General features: G+C 68.2%; 17 protein-coding genes. 13 read left to right on the top strand and 4 right to left on the bottom strand.

The window, feature by feature from the left end; all coding sequences use genetic code 11:
* Nucleotide 1: 1 nt before the first annotated feature.
* The 12 genes from QLQ85_RS15965 (at nt 2) to QLQ85_RS15910 (ending at nt 16109) form a co-directional block, all read left to right on the top strand.
* Nucleotides 2–1507, top strand: coding sequence for an eCIS core domain-containing protein (locus QLQ85_RS15965; protein ID WP_326521386.1), 1506 nt, complete (start codon nt 2–4; stop codon nt 1505–1507).
* Nucleotides 1508–1585: 78 nt separating this feature from the next.
* Entirely contained in the window at nt 1586–2242 is a 657-nt protein-coding gene (locus QLQ85_RS15960) for a hypothetical protein (RefSeq protein WP_282739903.1), read from the top strand.
* Nucleotides 2239–2601, top strand: a complete 363-nt coding sequence (locus tag QLQ85_RS15955; RefSeq protein WP_282739902.1) for a hypothetical protein — start codon at nt 2239–2241, stop codon at nt 2599–2601. Before QLQ85_RS15960 ends, QLQ85_RS15955 begins: the two co-directional genes overlap by 4 nt.
* Entirely contained in the window at nt 2594–3733 is a 1140-nt protein-coding gene (locus QLQ85_RS15950; RefSeq protein WP_282739901.1) for a hypothetical protein, read from the top strand. The genes QLQ85_RS15955 and QLQ85_RS15950 overlap by 8 nt, the downstream gene beginning before the upstream one ends.
* Complete coding sequence (locus QLQ85_RS15945) at nt 3730–4239, top strand: phage baseplate assembly protein V (protein ID WP_282739900.1); 510 nt, start codon at nt 3730–3732, stop codon at nt 4237–4239. Before QLQ85_RS15950 ends, QLQ85_RS15945 begins: the two co-directional genes overlap by 4 nt.
* Nucleotide 4240: 1 nt before the next feature.
* A complete protein-coding gene (locus tag QLQ85_RS15940; RefSeq protein ID WP_282739899.1) occupies nt 4241–4561 on the top strand; it encodes a hypothetical protein in 321 nt (106 codons plus the stop codon).
* Nucleotides 4562–4563: 2 nt separating this feature from the next.
* Nucleotides 4564–4932 carry a GPW/gp25 family protein gene (locus tag QLQ85_RS15935; protein WP_282739898.1) on the top strand — a complete coding sequence of 123 codons (369 nt, stop codon included), beginning with the start codon at nt 4564–4566 and terminating at the stop codon, nt 4930–4932.
* Nucleotides 4929–7517 (top strand): putative baseplate assembly protein, encoded by a 2589-nt coding sequence (locus tag QLQ85_RS15930; protein WP_282739897.1) that lies wholly within the window; start codon nt 4929–4931, stop codon nt 7515–7517. Before QLQ85_RS15935 ends, QLQ85_RS15930 begins: the two co-directional genes overlap by 4 nt.
* The gene (locus QLQ85_RS15925; protein ID WP_282739896.1) at nt 7517–10315 is read left to right on the top strand and encodes a putative baseplate assembly protein; all 2799 of its coding nucleotides are present in this window, start codon (nt 7517–7519) and stop codon (nt 10313–10315) included. Before QLQ85_RS15930 ends, QLQ85_RS15925 begins: the two co-directional genes overlap by 1 nt.
* Nucleotides 10312–12387 carry a hypothetical protein gene (locus QLQ85_RS15920; protein ID WP_282739895.1) on the top strand — a complete coding sequence of 692 codons (2076 nt, stop codon included), beginning with the start codon at nt 10312–10314 and terminating at the stop codon, nt 12385–12387. Before QLQ85_RS15925 ends, QLQ85_RS15920 begins: the two co-directional genes overlap by 4 nt.
* Nucleotides 12388–12400: 13 nt before the next feature.
* Complete coding sequence (locus tag QLQ85_RS15915) at nt 12401–15589, top strand: DUF6519 domain-containing protein (protein WP_282739894.1); 3189 nt, start codon at nt 12401–12403, stop codon at nt 15587–15589.
* Between the two features lie 13 nt (nt 15590–15602).
* Nucleotides 15603–16109 carry a tail protein X gene (locus QLQ85_RS15910; protein WP_282739893.1) on the top strand — a complete coding sequence of 169 codons (507 nt, stop codon included), beginning with the start codon at nt 15603–15605 and terminating at the stop codon, nt 16107–16109.
* Between the two features lie 8 nt (nt 16110–16117).
* On the opposite strand, the gene trxB is transcribed toward QLQ85_RS15910, so the two are convergent.
* The gene (gene trxB / locus QLQ85_RS15905) at nt 16118–17071 is read right to left on the bottom strand and encodes a thioredoxin-disulfide reductase (protein ID WP_282739892.1); all 954 of its coding nucleotides are present in this window, start codon (nt 17069–17071) and stop codon (nt 16118–16120) included.
* A gap of 147 nt (nt 17072–17218) precedes the next feature.
* Nucleotides 17219–17425, bottom strand: coding sequence for a CPXCG motif-containing cysteine-rich protein (locus QLQ85_RS15900; protein ID WP_282739891.1), 207 nt, complete (start codon nt 17423–17425; stop codon nt 17219–17221).
* Between the two features lie 178 nt (nt 17426–17603).
* On the opposite strand from QLQ85_RS15900, the gene acnA reads away from it, so the two are divergent.
* Nucleotides 17604–20351, top strand: a complete 2748-nt coding sequence (gene acnA / locus QLQ85_RS15895; protein ID WP_282739890.1) for an aconitate hydratase AcnA — start codon at nt 17604–17606, stop codon at nt 20349–20351.
* A 73-nt stretch (nt 20352–20424) separates the two neighbouring features.
* Here the strand turns inward: acnA and QLQ85_RS15890 are convergent, their stop codons facing one another.
* Together QLQ85_RS15890 and QLQ85_RS15885 are read right to left on the bottom strand one after the other, a co-directional pair.
* Nucleotides 20425–22104, bottom strand: coding sequence for an NAD-dependent malic enzyme (locus QLQ85_RS15890; protein ID WP_282739889.1), 1680 nt, complete (start codon nt 22102–22104; stop codon nt 20425–20427).
* Between the two features lie 131 nt (nt 22105–22235).
* A protein-coding gene (locus tag QLQ85_RS15885; RefSeq protein WP_407650358.1) for an IS3 family transposase occupies nt 22236–23596 on the bottom strand; the annotation gives its coding sequence in 2 pieces (ribosomal slippage) (nt 22236–23131 and nt 23131–23596; 1362 coding nt in all).
* Between the last annotated feature and the right edge of the window lie 51 nt (nt 23597–23647).

Below are 23647 nucleotides of genomic sequence, written 5' to 3'. Positions count from 1 at the left end.
GATGAAGCCTGCCTATCTGCGTGCCACACGGCCATCACCGACCACTGCACCTGCCTGCCTGGGCTGTGGCGTATGTCCGCAGTGTCAGGCACCCCGACCGGGCTCGACGATGGTGCCATCGTCGGCGCCGCTGACCCCCTCGGTGCGTGGGCCAATGGAGCACGCTTTCGGCATCGATTTCGCCAATGTTCGTGTCCATGCGGATGCAACGGCTGCGGCACAGGCGGCACAACGTGGTGCCGCCGCCTTCGCGCAAGGCAACGATATCCACTTTGCCGCCGGGCGTTACGCGCCGGACACGACCAAGGGACGCCACCTGTTGGCACACGAGCTGGCTCATGTCGCCCAGCAACGGATCCCTGACGGAAAGGTGGGCGACATGACGGCGGAACGAGAGGCCGAAGGGGCGGCCGAGCACGCCAGGCGAGGAGAGCCAGTCAGCGTACGCCGGGCTGGCACCGGTATACAGCATCAGAATTCCCCCCATGACCGCATGATCGTCGAGCGAGCGCGCCGTCGCCTGGCACTGCTCGAACAGTACGAAGCGCAGTGGCAGGCACGCGAGGCGCGCCGCCTGCGCATCCGCCGTGAACGCGATCAGCGTCTCGCGGAACGCACGGCACTCGATCGCGCCGCGGCCGACAGCGGCGCCGATCTCGTCGAAGGTGTTGCCCCCGGTTCGCGCGAAGAGAGCGAACGTGACCTCATGGCAGGACTCAATCGCCAACCGCTCACCATCGACGTGAGCGAAGATGCCGTGACCTTCACGGTGCGTTTCCATATCCGTTTCGAAGACCCGGCCATGTCGGACCGTTACACCGAGCTGACCTCGGCCCTCCAGCAAGGGCTTGACCTGGTCTGGAACCAGCCGCTGAACAGCGACGTCTTCAGCGGACGGCGCATGCAGGTGATTGCCCAGAACACCCCGGTCGCTCACGACGCGCCTCGCGACCATCGCTATTGGCTGATCACCGTACGCCCCACCGATAGCGCGCCCATCGAGTATCCCGGCTGCAACCTGCCGCAGAACGATTCTGGCGTGCCGACATCGGCGACAGATGCCACCTGCGACGGCGGTGTGATGAGCATTCCCCCACGTCACATCACCATGGGGGGAGTGCTTGGCCATGAGCTGCTGCACCTGTTGGGGCTGGTGGACCGCTACACCAACATCGTCAGCGTCCGCCCCGACGGGACACGCATCAATGAAAACGCGCCCACTCGCGACACGCCGGACCGTCTCGATCCGCTGGGGGCGGAAGAGGGTCCCGTGCTACGCGAGGATCTCGCTTTCCTCTTCGAACACCTGGGGGTATACGAGATGGAAGCCAATCGGGCGCTGGATGTCCTGACCCGGTTGGAAGGGGAGGGACTGAGTATCGGCCGGGTACGCGGCGAAATGCATCGGCTACGCGAGATCATCCGGCTAGGCTACGACCCCAACAGCCTGATCCGCCCACGCCGCGACTTTACCGACCGGCTCATTCGCTCGGCGGAGGATCTTTGAGATGGGTGACTTCGAACGCGCCCCGAACCGGCTCGCTACCCGCGTGCGCGCCGCCGTTCAACTGGAGATCCCGTTCCGATGACCGGCTTCCCCAACTCCCCGCGCGTCGTCAAAGGCGGCCTGGTGCTGCTCGATCCGGCCTCGGCGCAGGTGCAGCGCGTGATCGCGCTGCAGTACAACCCGGACACCCTCACCCGCACGTTGCAGGCCCAGCACCTCGGCGAAGGCGCGGAGCGCGCCGAGGCCCTGCGGCTCAAGGGCCCCGCCGTGGAGACGCTCAAGCTCGAGGCGGAGATCGATGCGGTCGATCAGCTCGAGTTCCCGGGCCAGCACAAGACCGTGGTCGAGTCCGGCATCGCGGCGCAGCTGGCGGTGCTCGAATCGCTGATCAATCCCGCGGCGGCGGACCTGCTGGCCAACCAGGCGCTGGCCGCCGCGGGCACGCTGGAGATCGCCCCCATGGAATCGGCGCTGGTGCTGTTCGTGTGGGGAGTCAATCGCATCGTGCCGGTGCGCGTGACCGACTTCTCGATCACCGAGGAGGCCTTCGATCCGGCGCTGAACCCGATCCGCGCCAAGGTCAATCTGGGGCTGCGCGTGCTGTCGATCGACGACCTGGGCTTCGATCACCGCGGCGGCAACCTGTTCATGGCCTACCTGCAATCGCGCGAACGACTCGCCGCGAAGGCCGCCACGGTCGGCTTCGAGGCCCTGGGTATCGGAGGCATCCCATGACTGATCCGCTCAAGGCCTTCATGCAGGCCAACGCCCTCACCGCGCCGGCCTTCGCGCCGGACAGCCGCTATCACGGGCTGGACACCGCGCAATGGACGCGGCCCGACGGCGAGCTGGTCAGCTATGTGCGCCGGCGCTTCATCCCGCCACCGGAGAATTTCGCCACCCTGCACACCCACCGCGTGGCCGAGGGCGACCGGTCGGACAACCTCGCCGCGACCTATCTCGGCGATCCGCAGCAATACTGGCGCCTGTGCGACGGCAACGGGGTGATGCGCGCGGATGAGCTGATCGAGACCCTTGGCCGGCGCCTGCGCATCACGCTGCCCGAAGGCGTGCCGGGAGGGACGGATGTCTAGCGCCATCCACCTGAGCCTGCTGATGGGGCCGATCGTGCCGGTGCCCGTGCCGGCGCTGCTGATCGACGCCTTCGAGCAGGCCACGGTGACCAGCAGCGCCGGTGCGGCCAGCGGCTTTCAGCTGCGCTTCAAGATAAGCAGCAGGTCGCAGCTGAATACTCTCTTCCTGATCGCCGTCGGCCAGAACACCAGCGTGGGCACGCCGCCGCTGCGCGTGGTGCTGATCGTCACCCTGAACGGCCGGCCGCAGCCGCTGTTCGACGGCGTGGTGACCAATGTGGAGGTGCAGGCCGGGCAGCAGGGCCAGCCGGGCAGCATTACGGTGACCGGCGAGGACCTCACCAAGGTGATGGACCTGCTCGACTTCAGCGGCCTGCCCTATCCGGCCATGCCGATCGAGGCTCGTGTGGCGCTGATCTGCGCCAAATACGCCGCCTTCGGCATCATCCCCCTGCCCATCCCGGCGCTGTTCCCGGACGTGCCGATCCCGATCGAGCGCATCCCGGCGCAGCAGGGCACGGACCTGGCCTATCTGCGACAACTGGCCGAGCAGGTGGGCCATGTGTTCTACATCGAGCCGGGCGAGGCGCCGCTGACGAACATTGCCTACTTCGGCCCCGAGATCAAGGTCGGTCCGCCGCAGCCCGCGCTCAACATCGACATGGACGCCCACACCAACGTCGAGTCGCTGAACTTCAGCTTCGATCCGACCAAGGGCGTGCTGCCGGTGGTGCTGATCCAGAATCCGCTTACCCGGGTGCCGATCCCGATTCCCATCCCGGACCTGAATCCGCTGCAGCCACCCCTCGGCGCCCTGCCGGCGCCCATCGCCAACCTGCGGATGCTGAAGGACACCGCCAAGATGAACCCCATGCAGGCCCTCTCCACGGGCCTGAACGAGGCGAAGAAATCGCAGGACGCGGTGAGCGGGACCGGCACCCTGGATGTGCTGCGCTACGGGCGCCTGCTCAAGGCGCGCAAACTGGTCGGGGTGCGCGGTGCGGGCGTCGCCTACGACGGCCTGTACTACGTCTCGAGCGTGACCAGCACCCTCAAGCGCGGCGAGTTCAAGCAAAACTTCAACCTCACCCGAAACGGGCTCGTTTCCCTCACCCCGACGGTGCCGACATGACCGAACACTACTACGGAAAATATCGCGGCCTGGTGCTCAACAACGTCGACCCGCTGCAGCAGGGCCGCCTGCAGATTCAGGTGCCGGACGTGGCCGGGCTGACGCCCACCAGCTGGGCCATGCCCTGCGTGCCGCTGGCTGGCCTGCAGAACGGCATGGTGGCGCTGCCGGTGGTCGGCTCGGGCGTGTGGGTAGAGTTCGAGCAGGGCAATCCGGACTACCCGGTCTGGGTCGGCTGCTTCTGGGGCAGCGCGGCCGAGGTGCCGGCGCTGGCGCTGGCCTCGCCACCGGGCACCCCCGCCATCACCTTCCAGACGCCGCTGCAGAACGGCCTGACGATCTCCGACCTGCCCGGCCCCACCGGCGGGATCATGCTCAAGAGCGCCACCGGCGCCACCCTGATCGTCAACGACACCGGCATCTATATCCAGAACGGTAAGGGCGCGGCGCTCACGCTGGTCGGCCCGACCGTGACCATCAACAACGGCGCACTCACGGTGACCTGATATGCCTGGCCCACTCCTGCATCTCGGCGCAAGCGTCCTGTGTGCCCACGGCGGCACCGCCACCCCCACCACGCCCAACCCGCGCGTGCTGGTCAATGGCCAGCCGACGGCGGTGATGAGCGCACCCTGGGCGATCGCCGGCTGCCCGTTCAATGTCTCGGGCGGCCCTTCGCCCTGCGTGACGGGGCAGTGGGTGGTGGCCGCCACCCGGGTGATGTCGAACGGCCAGCCGCTGGTGCTGATGGACAGCCAGGCGGTGTGCGCGCCCAACGGCACGCCGCTGTCGCCCGTGGCGGCCCAGACCCGTGTCATCGGGAGCTGACCATGACCCTTCGTGCCCACTTCCCCTACCAGTTCGACGGCCGCGGTCGCACCCGCGAGGACGATCACGCGGCGTGGATCCGTGGGCTGATCGAACAGGTGCTGTTCACCGCCCCGGGCGAGCGCGTCATGCGACCGGACTTCGGCAGCGGGTTGCGCGAACTGGTGTTCGCCCCCAACAGCCCGGAACTGGCGGCCACCACCCAGGTCCTGGTGCAGGGCGCATTGCAGCAGTGGCTGGGTGAGCTGATCGAGATCGAGGCGGTCGCCGTCGAGGCCGTCGAGGCGCGCCTGACGGTGACCGTGCAATATCGCATCCGCAGCAGCGACAGCCGCCAGCGCGAGACCTTCGCGCAGGGAGGCATCGCATGATCTACACCTGCTGCGAGGAAAACCGCCGGCTGGCGGTGGATGCCCACCCCAGGCTCAACGGCATCGACTGGCTCGAGGTGCTCGACCTCGATGCTCCCGCGGGCAGCCCGCGCCAGCGCACGCTGATGGTCCGGCTGCTCAAGCCGGTGCCGGCCGGCATCACGGCGGAGCACCTGCGCATCGCCGGCGGCGAGCGCATCCGCCGCGTCGGCATCGAATGGGTAGGCATCGCCAGCGCTCCTCCGTTAGACCCCGGTGCCGAGCATGACTTCTTCACCGCCCTGCCGGACGCCGACCAGATCCTGCTGGTGCGCACCGACAGCGAAGGCGACCACTCCACCTATCGCCTGCACCTGCAACAGGGCAGCGGCAACCCGGCGCCACTGCCGGATTTCGACCCACGGCTCTCGGCCATCGACTTCGCCTTCAAGGTCGAATGCCCGAGCCCCTTCGACTGTGCCCCGCGCCTCGACTGCCCGGAAGACCCTAAGCCGGTGCCGGACCTCTCCTATCTCGCCCGGGACTATGCCAGCCTGCGTCGTCTGATCATCGACCGTCTCAGCCGCCAGATGCCGGGCTGGCGCGACCGCAGCCCCGCCGATCTGACCACGACCCTGGCCGAGCTGATCGCCTATGTCGGTGACCTGCAGCACTACCGGCTCGACGCCATAGGCACCGAAGCCTACCTGCACACCGCGCGCCGGCGCAGCAGCCTGCGGCGTCACGCCTTGCTGGTCGACTACGCCATGCACGAAGGCTGCAATGCGCGCGCCTGGCTGCATGTCGAGGTCAGCGGCGGCCCCTTTGCGCTGCCCGAGGACCTGCGCTGCTACACCCGCGTGCCGGGCGTACCGCAGCGCGTAGCGCCCGACTCGCCCGACGAGCGCACCGCGCTGCGGGCCGCGCCGCTGGTGTTCGAGCCGCTGCTGCCAGACGAGACCTCGCCACGGCCCACGCTGCGCCTCGAGCACAACGACTTCGCCTTCTACACCTGGGGCGATGCCCGCTGCTGCCTGCCGATCGGGGCCACCGCCGCCACCCTGCGCGGCCACTGGCCCGACTTGGCACCCGGCGACGTACTCATCTTCCAGGAGACGATAGGGTCGCTCACCGGCCTGGCCGAGGATGCCGACCCGACGCATCGCCACGCCGTGCGGCTCACCGCCGTACGCGCCTTCGACGGCGCCGAGGCGCTGGTCGATCCGCTCGACGGCACCGAGATCACCGACATCCGCTGGCACCGGGACGACGCCCTGCCGTTCCCGCTGTGCCTGTCGAGCGAGACCGACGAGGCCCACGGCGGTGCATTTATCGACGACGTGAGCATCGCGCTGGGCAACAACATCCTGGTCGATCACGGCCGCAGCATCGCAGACGAATCGCTGGGCAGCGTGCCCGAGCCGCGCCTGCAGTTTCCCGCCGCCACCGGCGATGCCTGCGCGCGCGTCGCACCCGAACCGTTGCCGCCGCGCTTCCGCCCGCTGCTCGCCGAAGCACCGGTCACCCATCAGGGCACGCTGCTCAAGACGCACTTCGAACATGGCCTGCAGCGCCGCGAACGCCTGCGGTTCGACCCCGAGGCGTCGGCCGGCGCCGCCTTCGTCTGGCGTACCGCCGATGCACTCCCGGCGATCACCCTGGAAAGCGCGTCGGGCATCAGCAACGACCACTGGCGCCCCCGCCGCGACCTGCTCGCCAGCCGCGCGACGGACCGCCACTTCGTCCTCGAAAGCGAGGACGACGGCAGTACCCGCCTGCGCTTCGGCGACGACCGGCACGGCCGCCGCCCCAATGCCGGCACCGCCGTCACGGCCCGCTACCGCATCGGCAACGGCCCGGAGGGGAACGTGGGGGCCGACAGCATCGCCCATGCCGTCACCCTCGAGGGTCGCATCGAACGGGTGACCAACCCGCTGCCCGCCCGCGGCGGAGTGGCCCGCGAGAGCGCCACCGAGATGCGCCGCCGCGCGCCTCATGCCTTCCGCACCCAGGAGCGTGCCGTCACCCCGGCCGACTACGCCGAGGTCACCGAACGGCTCGACGGCGTCCAGCGCGCCGCCGCCGGCCTGCGCTGGACGGGTAGCTGGCACACGCTGTTCGCCACCGTCGACCGCGAAGGCGGCGACCCCGTCGATGCCGACTTCGCCGCCACGGCGATCGCCCATCTGGACCACTACCGCATGGCCGGCCACGACCTGCGCATCAACGACCCGCTGCATGTCTCGCTGGAGATCGACCTGCTGGTCTGCGTCGACGCGGGCTATTTCCGCAGCGATGTGCGTCGCGGACTGCTCGACGTGCTCGGCAGCCATACACGGGCCGACGGTACCCGCGGCCTGTTCCATCCGGACAATTTCAGCTTCGCGCAGACCGTGTTCCTCAGTCCGCTGTATGCCGCCGCGCGTCGGGTGCCCGGCGTGGCCTCGGTGCAGGTCACACGTTTCCACCGCCAGGGCCAGGAAGATCCCAAGCCGCTGGCCGATGGTTTCCTGCCGCTCGGCCGGCTGGAAATCGCGCGGCTGGACAACGATCCGAATTTCCCCGAGCACGGCGTGCTGCGCCTCGACCTGCACGGAGGCAAGTGATGAGCCCGGTCCGACCCCTGACGCCCGATTGCCACTGCTGCGCCGGCATCGACGCCGCCACGCCGCGGCGCCTCGACAACCCGCCGGGGCTCAGCGCTATCGCCTACCGCATCGGCCGCCATGGCGACTTCCTCGAGTCGATACGCGCGCGCCTGTCGAGCGCCGACTACCCTGCGCTGGCGGCCCTCACCTCCCGCGAGGAAAGCGACCTGACCCTCGCGCTCGGCGACGCCCTGGCCAGTTCCCTCGAGGTGCTCGGCTTCTACACCGAGCGCATCGCCAACGAGCACTACCTGCGCACCGCCACCGAGCGCCTGTCGGTGCTGGAGATGGCGCGGCTGATCGGCTACCAACCGGCACCGGGCGTGGCCGCGGGCACGCACCTCGCCTTCACCCTGCAAGCCACTCCGGGCGCGCCGGTCGAGTCCATCACCATCCCGGCCGGTACCCGCGTGCAGAGCGTGCCCGGTCAGGACGAGGTGGCGCAGACCTTCGAGACCGTCGCCGCGGTGCCCGCGCGCGCCGACTGGAACGCGATAGCGGTGCAGACGGTCACGCCCTGGCGGCCCCAGTTCGGCGACACGGCGCTGTGGCTCGACGGCGTGGTCACCCGGTTGCAGCCCGGCGATGCCCTCCTGATCGTCGGCGCCGACCGCCTGAGCGACCCCGGCAGCGAGCGCTGGGATGTGCGCGTGCTGGCCGGCGTCGAGCCCGACAACGCCAACGGCCGCACCCGCGTGCGCTGGGACCATCCGCTCGGCAGCGTCTTCCCGGCCATGAGCCCGGCCAGCGCCGATGTCCGGGTATACGCCTTCCGCCAGCACACCGCCCTGTTCGGCCACAATGCCCCCGATCCCAATCTGATGAGCCTCCGGGGCTCGAATATCCGTCAACGGATCGACACGGACATCACCCCCTGGCAGTGGAAGAACTTCGCGATCGACCCGGATGCGATCGATCTCGACACCGACAACCCCAAGATCACCGCCGGCAGCTGGATCGCGCTGGTCTCCAACGAGCCCGGCCTGGGCAGCGCCGCGTTGCCCGGTTACACCGAGCTGTATCGCGCGAGCAAGGTCATGCATCGCAGCCGCAACGCCTTCGGGATCTCCGCCAAGGTCACGCGCATCATCCCCGACACCACGGAGAACCTCACGGCCAGCCGCTACCCGCTGCGCCGCACCCTGGTGCTGGCCCACAGCGAACGGCTGGCCACGGTCGACACGCCGCTGGCTCACCCGGTGCATGGCGATGCCCTCACCCTGGGTCGCCGCGTGGAAGGCCTGCAGCCCGGCCAGCCGCTGGCCCTGAGCGGCCAACGCCAGCGTATCGCCCTGACCGCCCAGGCCACCGGGCTGTCGCTCGTCCTCGACGAGGGCGGCAGCACGGCGCTCGACGCGGGGGACGAACTATTCCTGCTTGCCCCGGCCGCCCGCCTGATCGGCACCACGCCGGTCGCGCTCGCTGCCGAGACGTTCGCCGCGCTGATCGGCCTCGCCCACGTGACCCTGCGACTCAATCTGCTGGACCGCGACGGGCGCCGTGGCACCCTGGTCGCCAAGGGCAGTGATATCCGGCTCGCCGCCAACGCCAAGGATGATGCGAGCGTGACGGAAATCGCCTATATCGACACCGCACACGACCCGATCAGCCACGACCGCGACCACAGCCACCTCAAGCTGCAGGCGCCGTTGCAACACGTCTATGCGCGCGCCACGCTGCGCCTCAACGCCAATGTCGCCCCCGCCACCCATGGCGAGACCGTCGAGGCCCTCCTCGGCAGCGGCGACGCCAGCACACCCGACCAGCGCTTCGTACTGAACCAGGCGCCGCTGACCTTCGTCAGTGCCAACACGCCGAGCGGGCGTGCCTCGACGCTGGAAGTGCGCATCGACGATGTACTGTGGACCGAGGTGCCCACCCTTTACCGGGCGGCGCCCGACGCGCGCCGCTACGAGACGTCGCAGAACGACACCGGGCACACCAGCGTGCGGTTCGGCGACGGGCGGGAAGGCACGCGCCTGCCCAGCGGCGAGAGCAACGTGCGCGTGCGCTACCGCAAGGGCCTGGGCGCGGCGGGCAATCTGGACGCCGGCAAGCTCACCACCCTGCTCTCGCGCCCGCTGGGAGTCAGCGAGGCCACCAACCCGACCCCGGCCACCGGCGGTGAGGACGCCGAGCCCCTCGACCGTGCCCGCGACAACGCGCCGCTCACCGTGCTCACGCTCGAGCGGGCGGTGTCGATCGAGGACTATGCCGACTTCGCCTGCACCTTCGCCGGCATCGACAAGGCGCATGCGCTGTGGATTCCGACCGGCCCGGCACGCGGGGTCTTCCTCACCATCGCCGGCGGGGATGGTGCCGTGGTGCCCGAGTCGAGTGACACCTTTCACCACCTGAGCGACGCGCTCACCCGCTATGGTGACCCGCTGGTGCCGCTGCGCCTGGTCAATTACGCCGATGCACGCTTCCGCTGCCGACTAGCGGTCAAGGTGGACGACGCCTTCGAGCCCGATACCGTGCTCGACGCCATGGCGGCCCGGCTGCGCGCGCACTTCGGCTTCGCGCGCCGCGACTTCGGCCAGACCGTGACGGTAGATGAAGTGGCCGCCGAGGCCCAGGCCGTCAAGGGCGTGGTGGCGGTGCACGTCACCCGGCTGCACCGGCTCGGCCAGGCGCCGGCCGTGGTGCCGCGCCTGTTCGCCAGCCTGCCCGTGGCCTCGTTGACCGGCCTGCCACCGGCCGCCGAGCTGCTCACGCTGGCGGACGATTCCCTCGAACTGGAGGTGCTGCCGTGAGCGTCGATGCCCAGACGTTGTTCGCGCTGCTGCCGGCGATCCATCGCATCCGCGATGCCGAACTGGCGCAGGCCAGCGGCCTGCCGCGCGGCCCGCTGGAGGAGTTCATCGCGGTACTCGCCGAGCAGCTCAGTGTGGCCGAGGAGAGCCTCGACCAACTGCATGACGACCTGTTCATCGAAACCTGCGCGGACTGGGTCGTGCCCTACATCGGCGACCTGATCGGCTACCGCAGCCTGCACCGGGTGGCCAGGGTGGCCAGCCCACGTGCCGAGGTGGCACACACCATCGCGCTGCGCCGGCGCAAGGGCACCGTGCTGGTGCTCGAGCAGCTCGCCCGCGATGTCACGGGCTGGGACGCGCGGGCGGTCGAATACTTCCAGCACCTCTGCACCACCCAGTACATGAACCATCCCCGGCCGCACAATCGGCAGTCGCCCGATCTACGCCACGGCGAACCGCTCGAATGGATCGGCACCGCCTTCGAGACGGCCAACCGCACGGTGGATGTGCGGCGCATCGAATCCGGCCGCGGGCGCCACAACATTCCCAATGTCGGCCTGCACCTGTGGCGCATCCAGGCCTATCCGCACCGCGACTCGTCCACCTTCCGCGATGGCGCGCGGCGCTACCGGGCCAGCCCGCTCAACCACGACCTGCCGCTGTACAACCGCCCCGTCGCGGAGGACGACATCACCCATCTGGCGAAGCCGGACAACGTGCCCTGGCCACTGTCACGCCGCCGCCTGCACGCCCACCTGGCCCGCCATTATGGCGAACGGGCCAGCGTCGGGGCCCCGCTCGACAATCCCCAGCCGAGCCTCATCCTCACGGTGGACGGCACGCCGATCGAGCGCGACCAGGTGCACATCTGCAACCTCGCCGACGACGCCGGCAGTTGGGCGCACACCCCGCCGCCCGACGGCATCTATGCCATCGACCCGGTGCTCGGTCGCATCGCCCTGCCTCTGGACGCGCCCGACCCCGCCGATGTGCGTCTCAGTTGGCACGAAGGCTTCAGTGCCGACATCGGTGGCGGCGAATACGAACGCGGCGGGAGCCTGCCTACTCCACCCGACGGCGCCAGCGTGGTGCGTGTGCCGAACGACCACCCCACCCTCGCCGCGGCGCTCACCGCCATCGCCGGCAACGGCGTGGTCGAGATCACCGACAGCCGCCGCTATGTCGAGGCGTTGACCCTCGAGGTGGCGGCGGATGGCAGTGTGGAGATCCGGGCCGCCAATGGGCGTCGTCCGGCGCTCGACCTGAGTGAACTGACCATCACCGGCGGCGAGCACGCCGCCTGCACGCTCAATGGTCTGCTGATCAGCGGCGCCCCGCTGGGCGTCCCCGACGTCGCCGGCAACGCCCTGGCACGGCTCGATCTGCGCCACTGCACGCTGGTGCCGGGCATCGCGCTCCACCCCGACGGCACTCCCGTGCAGCCCACGCTACCCAGCCTGCAATTGGCCCTCACCGGGTTGGAGACCACACTAGAGCGCTGCATCGTCGGCGGCATTCGCAGCCACGAGCGTGCCAGCCTCACCGCCAGCGACAGCCTGATCGACGCCACGGCCAGCGACGGCGTGGCCTTCGCCGCCATGGACGACGACGCCCCCGGGGCGGCTCTGTCGCTGGTCGCCTGCACGGTGGTCGGCAAGGTGCACGCCCGGGAGGTGGAACTGATCTCCAACAGCCTCCTGCTCGCCACGCTGGCCGGTGGTGACAGCTGGGCCGCGCCGGTGCGCGCGGCGCGCAAGCAGGTCGGCTGCGTACGCTTCTCGTGGCTGCCGCATGACGCCATCGTGCCGGCACGCCACCGCTGCCAGCCGGATTCGGCGCAGGCGGCGGGGCGCATCGCACCACGCTTCACCTCGCTGCACTACGGCACGCCTGCCTACGGCCAGCTCACCACCTCTACGTCCGTCGAGATCCGGCACGGCGCCGACGACGAGAGCGAAATGGGCGTGTTCCACCATCTCCATGGCGCGCAGCGCGAAACCAACCTGCGCATCCGTCTCGCCGAGTACCTGCGGGTGAGTCTGCGCGCCGGGATCTTCTACGAATCGTGAAGGAGCACGCATCATGAGCTTCGATCTGAGCCGTATCCGCTTCGACGCCCGCAAGGATTTTCTCGGGGTCGTCATGCAGCAGGGCCGCGTCCAGTTGGACGCCGACTGGAACGAATGGATCGCCCAACTCGCGCGCCGCCTGCAGGCCGGCACGCTGGATACCTTCGGCGGCGCCCCGGGGAGTGGCATCGTGCCGCGGATCACGCCGGATGGCTTCCGCATCGAGGCCAGCGGTGGCGGACTCACCATCGGCGCGGGTCGGGTCTATGTCGACGGTCTGCTGGCGGAGAATCATGGCGGCGCGCCCGAGGCCTGGGAGCCGCGCCTCGCCGAGTCGACCGGCACCACACCGCTCGACTACGGCGCCCAACCCTATTATCCCGAGCCGCCCGCGCTGCCCGACGGCGGCCCGCACCTGGTGTATCTGGATGTGTGGCAGCGCGATGTCACCCCCCTGCAGGAGCCCGACCTCATCGAAAAGGCCGTCGGCATCGACACCACCGGCCGGCGCCAGACCGTATGGCAGGTCAAGGTTCTGCCCGAGGTGGGCAGCATCACCTGCGCCACGCCGGTCGAGGAGATCCCGGGCTGGCAGGAAGCCACGGCGCCCTCGGCGGCGCGGCTGACCACCGCCATCGGCGACCCCGGCTTCGATCCCGACCCCTGCCAGGTGCCGCCGGCCGCCGGCTATCGCGGGCTGGAAAATCAGCTCTACCGCGTGGAAGTGCACACCGGCGGCGCGCTGGGGATGGCCACCTTCAAGTGGTCACGCGACAACGCCACGGTGGCCTCGCGGGTCACCCATATCAACCCGGCGCGCGATCGCGTCACGGTCGAGAGCATCGGCCGCGACGACCTGCTGCGCTTCCATGACGGCGACTGGGTAGAGGTGACCGACGACTGGCGCGAGCTACACGGCCTGCCCGGCGAACTGCGCCGCATCCGCGTGGCCGGTGGCGTGGACGAAACCGCCCGCACCCTGGAATTCGAGTCGCCGCTGTCCGCCGGTCTGTTTCCCACCGATGCCCAGCAAGCCACCGACGCCTTGCGCAACACTCGCGTACGCCGCTGGGACCAGTCCGGCCAGGTGCGACGCGAGGACGGCACCGCGGTGCAGGATCTCGACGCCGCCGGCAGCGCGGGCGACATCATCATCCCCGCTGCCGGCACCCGTCTGTTCCTCGAACACGGCATCCTCGTCGATTTCGACCTCGCCCCGGCCGGCGGCGACTTCAAGAGCGGCGACCACTGGGTGTTCGCCGCACGCAGCGTCGATGCCACCATCGAGCTCCTCGATGACGCCCCGCCGCTGGGTATCCATCATCACTATGCGCGCCTGGCCGTCGTCACCTTCCCCGATACCGAGACCGATTGCCGCGTGCTGTGGCCGCCGATCGTCGAGGGCGAAGGCTGCGACTGCAGCATTTGCGTCAGCGCCGAAGGGCACAACGGCGGCACCGCCACGCTGCAACAGGCCATCGACAGCATCAAGGACATCGGCGGCACGGTCTGTCTTGGCATCGGCAGCTACGCCATCGCCGCCCCGCTCAACATCGATGGCGCCCGCTCACTGCGCCTGCGCGGCCAGGGCTGGGGCACGCTGCTGGTCGGCAGCCAGCCCGGCGGCCTCGTCGAGATCACCGACAGCACCGGCGTGGCGCTGGAAAATCTCACCTTGATCGGCTCGAGCAGCGGTTCGGGCGTCACCAGTGTCATCGGCGCGCGCAATGTCGTCGACCTGCGCCTCGAGCACCTCAACGTGCTGGGTCTGGCGGTGGGCGACAGCACCAGCGTGGGCATCGGCATCGCCGGCAACCTGCTTGGCATGAGCATTGCCGACTGCGCCCTCGTGGCCGAACGCGGTATCGCCAACGTGGCGGGTGGCGATCGCAACCATGTGCTCACCGGGGAGTTGCGTATCGCGCGCAACCTCTTCTTCTGCAGCCAGCGTGGGGTGAGTCTCGACGGCACCAGCCTTCACTACGGCAACACGCGCATCGAGGGTAACCTCATGCTGGTGGGCAACCAGGCCGCCATCGTCGCCACCGGTGCGGTGCTGCCCGGCTCGCCGATGGCCATCGCGGACAATGTGATCTATACCTCGGGACACGGCATCCGCGCCGGCGTGGATGGGCTCGCCATCGAGCGCAACGAGATCGCCGGCGCCGGGAGCCGCAGCGGTGACGGCATCGTGCTCGAGGAGGGGCTCGACCCGGTGGCGCTGGATCAGGTGCGCATCACCGGCAACCGTCTGCTGGCCCTGCAGGGTAACGGCATCGCCATCAGCCACCGGGTCGAGCTGGCGATCATCGCCGACAACTTGATCGACGGCATGGGGCTGGGGGCGCTGGTCATGGGCGATGGCGCCAGCGCCGGCCATCTGAGCGTCACCGGCAATCGCTGCCTCAACCTCGGCCAGGCGCTGAACGACGCCGAGACCGCCTTCGCCGGCGTGCAGCTGATCCGCGTACAGCACGGCGATGTCCTCGACAACGTGATCGCCAACGTCGCGCGGCAGGCCATCGCCAGCCCCGGCATCGACGCCTTGCGCGCCGGCGCCGTCGGCCAGTTGCGCATGGCCGGCAATTGCTTCTACGGCATCGGGCCCGATCGCATCAGCGCTCCCGTCAGCGCGGCTCGCCTGCTGCCCCCCTTCGACCGCGTGGCCGTCGACGACAACAGCATCGAGCGCCTCGAGGACGACGACCAGCAGCCCAACGTCATCGAGTGGCACGCCATCAATATTGCGCCGGAACCCCTCGGCGCGGTCACCCACTTCGCCGCCGCCAGCTACTTCGTCGCCGCCGACGCCGCCTATCTGCTCACCGCCACAGCGGCGATTGCCCTGCCCCTGCGACGCTCGAACGTGTCCATTCGCGGCAACCAGTTGCGCGGCCACCTCACTGCCGTGCCGCTCAACCAGTGCGCTTCGGTCGATCACTGCCTGTTCGCCGACAACCACTGCGAGGTCGTGGGCGAAGGTGGTGGGGAGCGGGAACCGCTACTCGGCCGCCTCGCCGCGCGCACGCTCAACGCCAGCCACAACCGGCTCATCGCCCCGGGTGACCTCGACACCCTGCATCTGCATCCCCAGGTCGAGCAGGCCATCGTCATGGGCAACACCAGCACCGGCAACATCCGCGTGCAAGGCGGCGCGCCCGTCCCGGCCGACATCGGCCTGAGCAACATTCTTGGTGTTTGAAGGAGACCCAACCATGCCCATCGCCACCTTTCGCGGCGAACGCAGCGTCGCCGAGGTCGTCGACAAGCTGTACGTCAAGCTGACGCCCCGCCAGCGTGAAACGGTCGAAGCGGCGATCCTCAAGGCCAACCCGCGGCTGCGCGACATCGGCAATCTGCGCGACGGCACCATCCTGCACGTGCCCGACTTGCCCAAGCTGCGTGCCAAGACCCGGACCAATCGCACGCTGGAAAACCCCGTCACCCAGGTCGCCGCGACCCTGGTCGACGACCTCGACGGCTACGGCCGGCGCCTCGCCGAGCGTGTCAGGGTCGACCAACAGGACGCGAAGGCTCAGCTCACGCTGCTCAAGAGCGCCAGGTTCAAGGCCGCGCTGGGGGGCGCCCCCCATCTGCAGGAACTGGCCGAGCAGGCCGCTCGAGCCATCGAGGCACGCAGCAAGACGATCAAGGAGCGGCAAGGGACGCTCGAGACGGCGCTCAAGCGGGCCCTGGCCGACCTTGAAGAGATGAAGAGGTGATTATCCCGTCACACCGACTCGTCGAGGTAGCGCTCGGCGTCCAGCGCCGCCATGCAGCCGCTGCCGGCGGAGGTCACGGCCTGGCGATAGACATGGTCCATGACGTCGCCGGCGGCGAACACGCCCGGCACGCTGGTGGCGGTGGCGTTGCCCTGGAGGCCCGACTTCACCTTGATGTAGCCGCCGGCCATCTCCAGTTGCCCCTCGAAGATGCCGGTGTTGGGGGTGTGGCCGATGGCGATGAACAGGCCCGGCGCGGCGAGCTCCCGGGTGCTGCCGTCGACGGTGGACTTCAGCCGCACGCCGGTCACCCCGGTATTGTCACCCAGTACCTCGTCGAGGGTCTGGTTCCACACAAGCTCGATGTTGCCGGTCTCGGCCTTCTCGAACAGCTTGTCCTGGAGGATCTTCTCGGCGCGCAGGGCGTCGCGGCGGTGCACCAGGGTCACCTTGGAGGCGATGTTGGCGAGATAGAGCGCCTCCTCCACGGCGGTGTTGCCACCACCCACCACCACGACCTCCTGATTGCGGTAGAAGAAGCCGTCGCAGGTGGCACAGGCCGAGACGCCCTGGCCCATGAACTGCTGCTCCGAGGGCAGGCCCAGGTAGCGGGCGCTGGCCCCGGTGGCGATGATCAGCGCGTCACAGGTGTAGCTGCCGTTGTCGCCCTTGAGGGTGAAGGGGCGTTCGCGTAGCTCCACCTCGTGGATATGGTCGAAGAGCACCTCGGTATCGAAGCGTTCGGCATGCCGCTTCATGCGCTCCATCAGCTCCGGCCCCTGGACGCCGATATCGTCGCCCGGCCAGTTGTCCACGTCGGTGGTGGTGGTCAGCTGGCCACCGGCCTGGATGCCGGTGATCAGCAGCGGCTTGAGGTTGGCCCGGGCCGCATAGACGGCCGCGGTGTAACCCGCCGGGCCGGAGCCGAGAATGATCAGGCGTTCGTGACGCGCTTCGCTCATGGATAACCTCACTCATCGTTCATGGGTCGTGCAGGAAGCACCCGCTCCCCCACGAGGGCATCGGCCCCGGTTCATGCCGGCCGGACACGGCGACGGCGACGGCGACGGCGGTCCATTGTAGCAGCCGAAACCGCCGCGATCCGCCCGTCACAGCACGTCGTCGTCGCGCCCCAGGGTCACGCTCTCCAGCTCGCCGTCCGGTGACACCTCGATGCGCAGCTGGATCGGGGCACAGCAGCGGGGACAGTCCTCCCAGGTTTCCTGGTTCCCCTCGGACCGGTCCACCAGTAGCTCGAAGGGCGCGTCGCAGTAGGGACAGCGCACCGGGTGACGATCGAGTTGCTCCTCGTGCATGGTCTTCCTCCGTGCACTCGTCGGATGGTTGATGGGGGCCGGCCGCCACTTTTCAAGCCGGGGCGCACCGGCCCGTCTGGCCTCGAGCACGGGCAGTGGTTGAAAGTGGCGCCTATCATGACCATGTAACCACGGATACCAGGAAGGTTTGTTCACTCCCCCGCGACAGGAGGACAGCATGAGCACCGAGTCCACACCGGATACCCTGCAGACGCTCGAGGCAGGCGGCACCACCTACCACTACCATAGCCTGCCGAAGGCCGCCGAGGCACTCGGTGACATCGACCGGCTGCCGATGACGCTGAAGATCCTGCTCGAGAACCAGCTGCGCTTCGCCGGTGAGCCGAGCGTTTCCCGCGACGACATGCAGGCCCTGGTCGACTGGCAGCGAGAGGCCCGCTCCGACCGCGAGATCGGCTATCGCCCGGCCCGGGTGCTGATGCAGGACTTCACCGGCGTGCCGGGGGTGGTGGATCTCGCCGCCATGCGCGCCGCGGTGGAGACACTGGGCGAGAACCCGGACCGCATCAACCCGCTATCCCCGGTGGACCTGGTCATCGACCACTCGGTGATGGTCGACAAGTTCGGCAATGCCACCGCCTTCCGCGACAACGTCGCCATCGAGATGCAGCGCAACCGCGAGCGCTACGAGTTCCTGCGCTGGGGCCAGCAGGCCTTCGACAACTTCCGCGTGGTGCCGCCGGGCACTGGCATCTGCCACCAGGTGAACCTGGAGTACCTGGGCAAGACCGTCTGGAGCCGGGAGGAGGACGGCAAGACCCTCGCCTACCCCGACACCCTGGTGGGCACCGACTCCCACACCACCATGATCAACGGCCTGGGCGTGCTCGGCTGGGGCGTGGGCGGCATCGAGGCCGAAGCGGCCATGCTCGGCCAGCCGGTGTCGATGCTGATCCCCGAGGTGATCGGCTTCAAGCTTACCGGCAAGCTGCGCGAGGGCATCACCGCCACCGACCTGGTGCTGACGGTGACCGAGATGCTGCGCGCGAAGGGCGTGGTGGGCAAGTTCGTCGAGTTCTACGGCGACGGCCTGGCCGACCTGCCGCTGGCCGACCGCGCCACCATCGCCAACATGGCACCCGAGTACGGCGCCACCTGCGGCTTCTTCCCGGTGGACGAGGAGACGCTGACCTACCTGCGCCTGACCGGCCGCGACGATGCCCAGGTGGCGCTGGTCGAGGCCTACTGCAAGGCCCAGGGCCTGTGGCGCGAGCCCGGCCATGAGCCGATCTTCAGCGACACCCTGCACCTGGACATGGACGAGGTGGAGGCGAGCCTGGCCGGCCCCAAGCGGCCCCAGGACCGGGTCGCCCTGAAGGACATGCCCCAGGCCTTCGCCAGGGTGATGGGGGACGAGGGCAAGCAGCCCTCCTCTGCCACCGAGAACGGCAAGCTGATGTCCGAGGGTGGCCAGACCGCCGTCGGCGTGCAGGACAGCTACGAGCATCACGATAGCCGGGACGTCACGCTCGATGGCGAGGCCTTCAGGCTCAACCCCGGCGCCGTGGTCATCGCCGCCATCACCTCCTGCACCAACACCTCCAACCCCAGCGTGATGATGGCCGCCGGCCTGCTGGCCAGGAACGCCCTGGCCAGGGGGCTCAGGACCAAGCCCTGGGTCAAGACCTCCCTGGCCCCGGGCTCCAAGGTGGTCACCAAGTACCTCGAGGCCGGCGGCGTCAGCGACGACCTCGATGCGCTGGGCTTCCAGCTGGTGGGCTACGGCTGCACCACCTGCATCGGCAACTCCGGCCCGCTGCACGAGGCCATCGAGCAGGCTATCGAGGACGGCGACCTCACCGTGGCGTCGGTGCTCTCCGGCAACCGCAACTTCGAGGGCCGCATCCACCCGCTGGTCAAGACCAACTGGCTCGCCTCGCCGCCGCTGGTGGTGGCCTACGCCCTGGCCGGCAATGTCCGGCTCGATCTGACCCGCGACCCGCTGGGGGTCGACCAGCACGGCCAGCCGGTCACCCTCAAGGACATCTGGCCCAGCCAGGCGGAGATCGCCGAGGCCGTGGAGAAGGTCAAGACCGAGATGTTCCGCAAGGAGTATGCCGAGGTGTTCGACGGCGACGAGACCTGGCAGGCGCTCGAGGTCCCCGAGAGCCAGGTCTACGCGTGGTCGGCGGATTCCACCTACATCCAGCACCCGCCCTTCTTCGAGGGCATGGGCAGGACGCCCGAGGCCATCGAGGACGTCAGGGAGGCCCGGATACTGGCCATGCTCGGTGACTCGGTGACCACCGACCACATCTCTCCGGCCGGCTCGATCAAGCCCGACAGCCCCGCCGGGCGCTACCTGCAGGAGCGCGGCATCAAGCCGGTCGACTTCAACTCCTACGGCTCGCGCCGCGGCAACCACGAGGTGATGATGCGCGGCACCTTCGCCAACGTGAGGATCAAGAACGAGATGCTCGACGGCGTGGTCGGCGGCGAGACCCGTCATGTGCCCAGCGGCGAGCAGATGGCGATCTACGATGCGGCCATGGCCTACCAGCAGGAAGGCACGCCGCTCGTCGTGATCGCCGGCAAGGAGTACGGCACCGGCTCCTCCCGCGACTGGGCGGCCAAGGGCACCCGACTGCTCGGCGTGCGCGCCGTGCTCGCCGAGTCCTACGAACGCATCCACCGCTCCAACCTGATCGGCATGGGCGTGGTGCCGCTGCAGTTCCCCGAGGGCGAGAACCGCAAGACCCTGGGCCTGACCGGCGACGAGCGGGTCTCCGTCGAGGGGCTTTCCGAGCTCACCCCGGGCGGCCGGGTCAAGGTGACCATCAAGTCGGACAAGGGCGAGAAGACGCTCGAGGCGCTCTGCCGCATCGACACCGCCAACGAGCTGGAGTACTACCGCCACGGCGGCATCCTGCACTATGTGCTGCGCAACATGATCGGGGCGGCCTGAGCACAGCGGTATCCTGCCACTCATTGCAAAGGCCCCGCTTGGCGGGGCCTTTTCGATTCTGTCCGAGCGATCGTCAGAACGACCGGCGTCGGTAGCGGCGATACTCCGGGTTCCAGCTGTTGCGCTCGATGGCGTCACGCAGCTTGGTGCCATTGGTCTTCGGCGCCACGCCCTCCCCCTGGGCCTGGGCGGCGACATCGAAGGCGATCGCCTTGGAGAGCTCGCGGATCTGGGAAAGCCGCGGCAGCAACGCGCCCTCGCCCTCCTTGACCAGCGGGGCCTCCCGCGCCAGCGCCCGCGAGGCCGACATCAGCATCGCATCGGTGACCCGCTTGGCCCCGCTGGCCACCACGCCCAGGCCGATGCCGGGGAAGATATAGGCGTTGTTGCACTGGGCGATGGGGTAGGTGACGCCGTCGTGCACCACCGGAGCGAAGGGGCTGCCGGTGGCCACCAGCGCCTGGCCGTCGGTCCAGGTGAGCACGTCCTCCGGCGTCGCCTCGGCCCGGGAGGTGGGGTTGGAGAGCGGCATGATCAACGGCCGGGAGCAGCCAGCGTGCATGGCACGCACCACCTCCTCGGTGAAGATGCCCGGCTGGCCACAGACACCGATCAGCACCGTGGGACGCACCTGGGTGACCACTTCCAGCAGGTCGCGCCCATGCCAGTCGTTGAGCAGGGTCGGGTCCTGGGCGAGGCGGCGCTGGAAGTCCCACAACCCTTCCATGTCGGCGGTCACCAGGCCATCCCGGTCGACCATGAAGACCCGACTGCGCGCCTCCCGTTCGGTCAGCCCCTCCGCCTGCATCGCCACCACGATCTGCTCGGCGATGCCACACCCCGCCGAGCCACCACCGACGAACACCACCCGCTGCTGCCCGACCCCCTCGTCGCGCGCCTGGCAGGCCGCCATCAGGGTGCCCACACAGACCGACGCCGTGCCCTGGACGTCGTCGTTGAAGCAGCAGAGCTGATCGCGATAGCGCTCGAGCAGCGGCAGGGCGTTGGCCTGGGCGAAGTCCTCGAACTGCAGCAGCGCCTTGGGCCAGCGGCGCTTCAACGCGGCGATGAACTCCTCCATGAAGGCGTCGTATTCGGCCTGGGCGATGCGCGGGTGGCGCCAGCCCATGTACATGGGGTCGTCGAGCAGCGTCCGGTTATTGGTGCCCACGTCGAGCATGATCGGCAGCGTATAGGCCGGGCTGATGCCGCCGCAGGCGGTATAGAGCGAGAGCTTGCCGATGGGAATGCCCATCCCGCCGATGCCCTGGTCGCCGAGGCCGAGGATGCGCTCGCCGTCGGTGACCACGATGACCTTGACCTGGTCCTTGGTGGCGCAGCGCAGGATGTCGTCCATGCGATCGCGGTCCGGGTAGGAGACGAAGAGCCCGCGGTGGTTGCGATAGATGTTGGAGAACTCCTCGCAGGCCTTGCCCACCGTGGGCGTATAGATGATCGGCAGCATCTCCTCGAGGTGCTCGGAGACCAGGCGGAAATAGAGGGTCTCGTTGTCGTCCTGGATGGCGCGCAGATAGATATGGCGATCCAGGTCGTTCTGGCACTGGCGATATTGTCGGTAGGCCCGTTCCGCCTGCTCCTCGATGGTCTCCACGTTCTGAGGCAGCAGACCGATCAGGTTGAACTCGATGCGCTCCTCGCGGGTGAAGGCACTGCCCTTGTTGAGCAGCGGCATCTCGAGCAGCGGAGGGCCAGCATAGGGAATATAGAGGGGACGCTTGGATTCGGTGGTCATCTCTCGTCTCGATGCGGTGACTGGAACGGGCCGTTGACGCTCTGGACGGCGTCTCTGGCGCTAACTCTACCACGCCGAAAACGACAGCGCCCCGACCTGGTGAACTGACCCCCAATAGTTGGACGGTTCGTTCAGCCGGCGCCCAAGGCCTGAGTCCTGTACTGTACGGGGCTCAGGCCTTTTAGTTTCAGCCTGATGCGCTCGTGGTTGTAGTAATGGATGTAACGATCGAGGCCTTGCTGCAACTGCTCAACCGTATCGAACCGGTTCAGGTGGAAATACTCGGCCTTCAGGGTGCCGAAGAAGCTCTCCATGGCGGCATTGTCCAAGCAGTTGCCCTTGCGTGACATGCTCTGGGTCAGCGCCTGTCCTGCCAACAGGGCGCGATAGGTGGGATGCTGGTAATGCCACCCCTGATCGGAATGCAGCAGTGGCCGGTCCGAGTGCTTCAAGCGGGCAAAGGCCTGCTGCAGCATGTGCTTCACCAGTGAGAGTACGGGACGCCTGCTGGTCTGATAGGCGACGATCTCGCCGTTGTAGAGATCCATGATGGGGGACAGATACAGCTTCTGTCCGTCGACGTTGAACTCCGTGATGTCGGTCACCCACTTCTGATTCGGTCCTTCTGCCTGAAACTGCCGGTCGAGTACGTTGGGAGCCACATGTCCCACTGCTCCTCGGTAGGCGCGATACCGCTTTGGGCGAACCAGGGACTTCAAGCCCAGCTGTTGCATCAAGCGCTGGACGGCCTTGTGGTTGATCACTTCACCTGCCTGCCGTAGGGCAGCAGTGATGCGGCGATAACCATAGCGCCCTTTGTGGCTATCGTAGATCGCCCGGATACGCGCCTTCAGGGGCGCGCACTGATCGTCAGCGCCCAGGGCCTTGAGCTGGTAGTAGAACGTGCTGCGCGGTAGCTCTGCCGCACGCAGCAGCAGAGCCAGCGAATGCTCGTGCCTTAACCCTTGGACGGCTTGGGCTTTCTGCCCTGCGTTGCCGCCTGCTTCTCCCGGATCAAGGCATCGAGCTTTTTTAGATAGGCGTTCTCCGCCCGCAGATACGCCAACTCTTTGAGCAACTCCTCATGAGAGCGCTCTTCATCAGGTGGGGGTGGTGGTGAAGGCGGCTTTTTGACCATCGGGCGGCGTCCCTTTCGCTTTGGCGATAACGCAGTCAGGCCACCACTATGGTACTGCTGCTCCCATATGCCAATAGCGGCATCTCCGCGAATATCGAACAGGGTGGCAGCCTGCCGGCGTGACAAGCCATCTCGCCACATTCTCTCGAGTACCGCCAGCTTGAAGGCAGCACTGTAGTGACTGTACTTCTTGCCTAGCCCCGGCGCGCCATGCTGGCGGTAGCGTTCCCGCCATTTACGCACCAGGGAATGGTCAAGGCGATGCTGGCGAGCCACCTCGCGTAGGCTAGTGTCCTCATGCAAACACTGCTGCACCACTAGCAGCTTGAACCACTCGTCGTATCGATTGCTCATAGAAACACCCCGAGGGTTGGATTAGGTGTCCAACTTTCGGGGTGCAGTTCA

Source organism: Halomonas kalidii (genome assembly GCF_030010475.1).
Taxonomy (GTDB): Bacteria; Pseudomonadota; Gammaproteobacteria; order Pseudomonadales; family Halomonadaceae; genus Halomonas; species Halomonas heilongjiangensis.
The sequence above is the reverse complement of the archived record's forward strand: the minus strand, read 5'-3'. Positions and strand labels throughout refer to the sequence as shown.

Coding starts and splice junctions, on each gene's coding strand:
- QLQ85_RS15935 (WP_282739898.1), top strand. CDS start 4,564: ATGACCCTTCGTGCCCACTTCCCCTACCAGTTCGACGGCCGCGGTCGC.
- QLQ85_RS15965 (WP_326521386.1), top strand. CDS start 2: ATGAAGCCTGCCTATCTGCGTGCCACACGGCCATCACCGACCACTGCA.
- QLQ85_RS15900 (WP_282739891.1), bottom strand. CDS start 17,425: ATGCACGAGGAGCAACTCGATCGTCACCCGGTGCGCTGTCCCTACTGC.
- QLQ85_RS15925 (WP_282739896.1), top strand. CDS start 7,517: ATGAGCCCGGTCCGACCCCTGACGCCCGATTGCCACTGCTGCGCCGGC.
- QLQ85_RS15950 (WP_282739901.1), top strand. CDS start 2,594: ATGTCTAGCGCCATCCACCTGAGCCTGCTGATGGGGCCGATCGTGCCG.
- trxB (WP_282739892.1), bottom strand. CDS start 17,071: ATGAGCGAAGCGCGTCACGAACGCCTGATCATTCTCGGCTCCGGCCCG.
- QLQ85_RS15910 (WP_282739893.1), top strand. CDS start 15,603: ATGCCCATCGCCACCTTTCGCGGCGAACGCAGCGTCGCCGAGGTCGTC.
- QLQ85_RS15915 (WP_282739894.1), top strand. CDS start 12,401: ATGAGCTTCGATCTGAGCCGTATCCGCTTCGACGCCCGCAAGGATTTT.
- acnA (WP_282739890.1), top strand. CDS start 17,604: ATGAGCACCGAGTCCACACCGGATACCCTGCAGACGCTCGAGGCAGGC.
- QLQ85_RS15945 (WP_282739900.1), top strand. CDS start 3,730: ATGACCGAACACTACTACGGAAAATATCGCGGCCTGGTGCTCAACAAC.
- QLQ85_RS15960 (WP_282739903.1), top strand. CDS start 1,586: ATGACCGGCTTCCCCAACTCCCCGCGCGTCGTCAAAGGCGGCCTGGTG.
- QLQ85_RS15940 (WP_282739899.1), top strand. CDS start 4,241: ATGCCTGGCCCACTCCTGCATCTCGGCGCAAGCGTCCTGTGTGCCCAC.
- QLQ85_RS15955 (WP_282739902.1), top strand. CDS start 2,239: ATGACTGATCCGCTCAAGGCCTTCATGCAGGCCAACGCCCTCACCGCG.
- QLQ85_RS15890 (WP_282739889.1), bottom strand. CDS start 22,104: ATGACCACCGAATCCAAGCGTCCCCTCTATATTCCCTATGCTGGCCCT.
- QLQ85_RS15930 (WP_282739897.1), top strand. CDS start 4,929: ATGATCTACACCTGCTGCGAGGAAAACCGCCGGCTGGCGGTGGATGCC.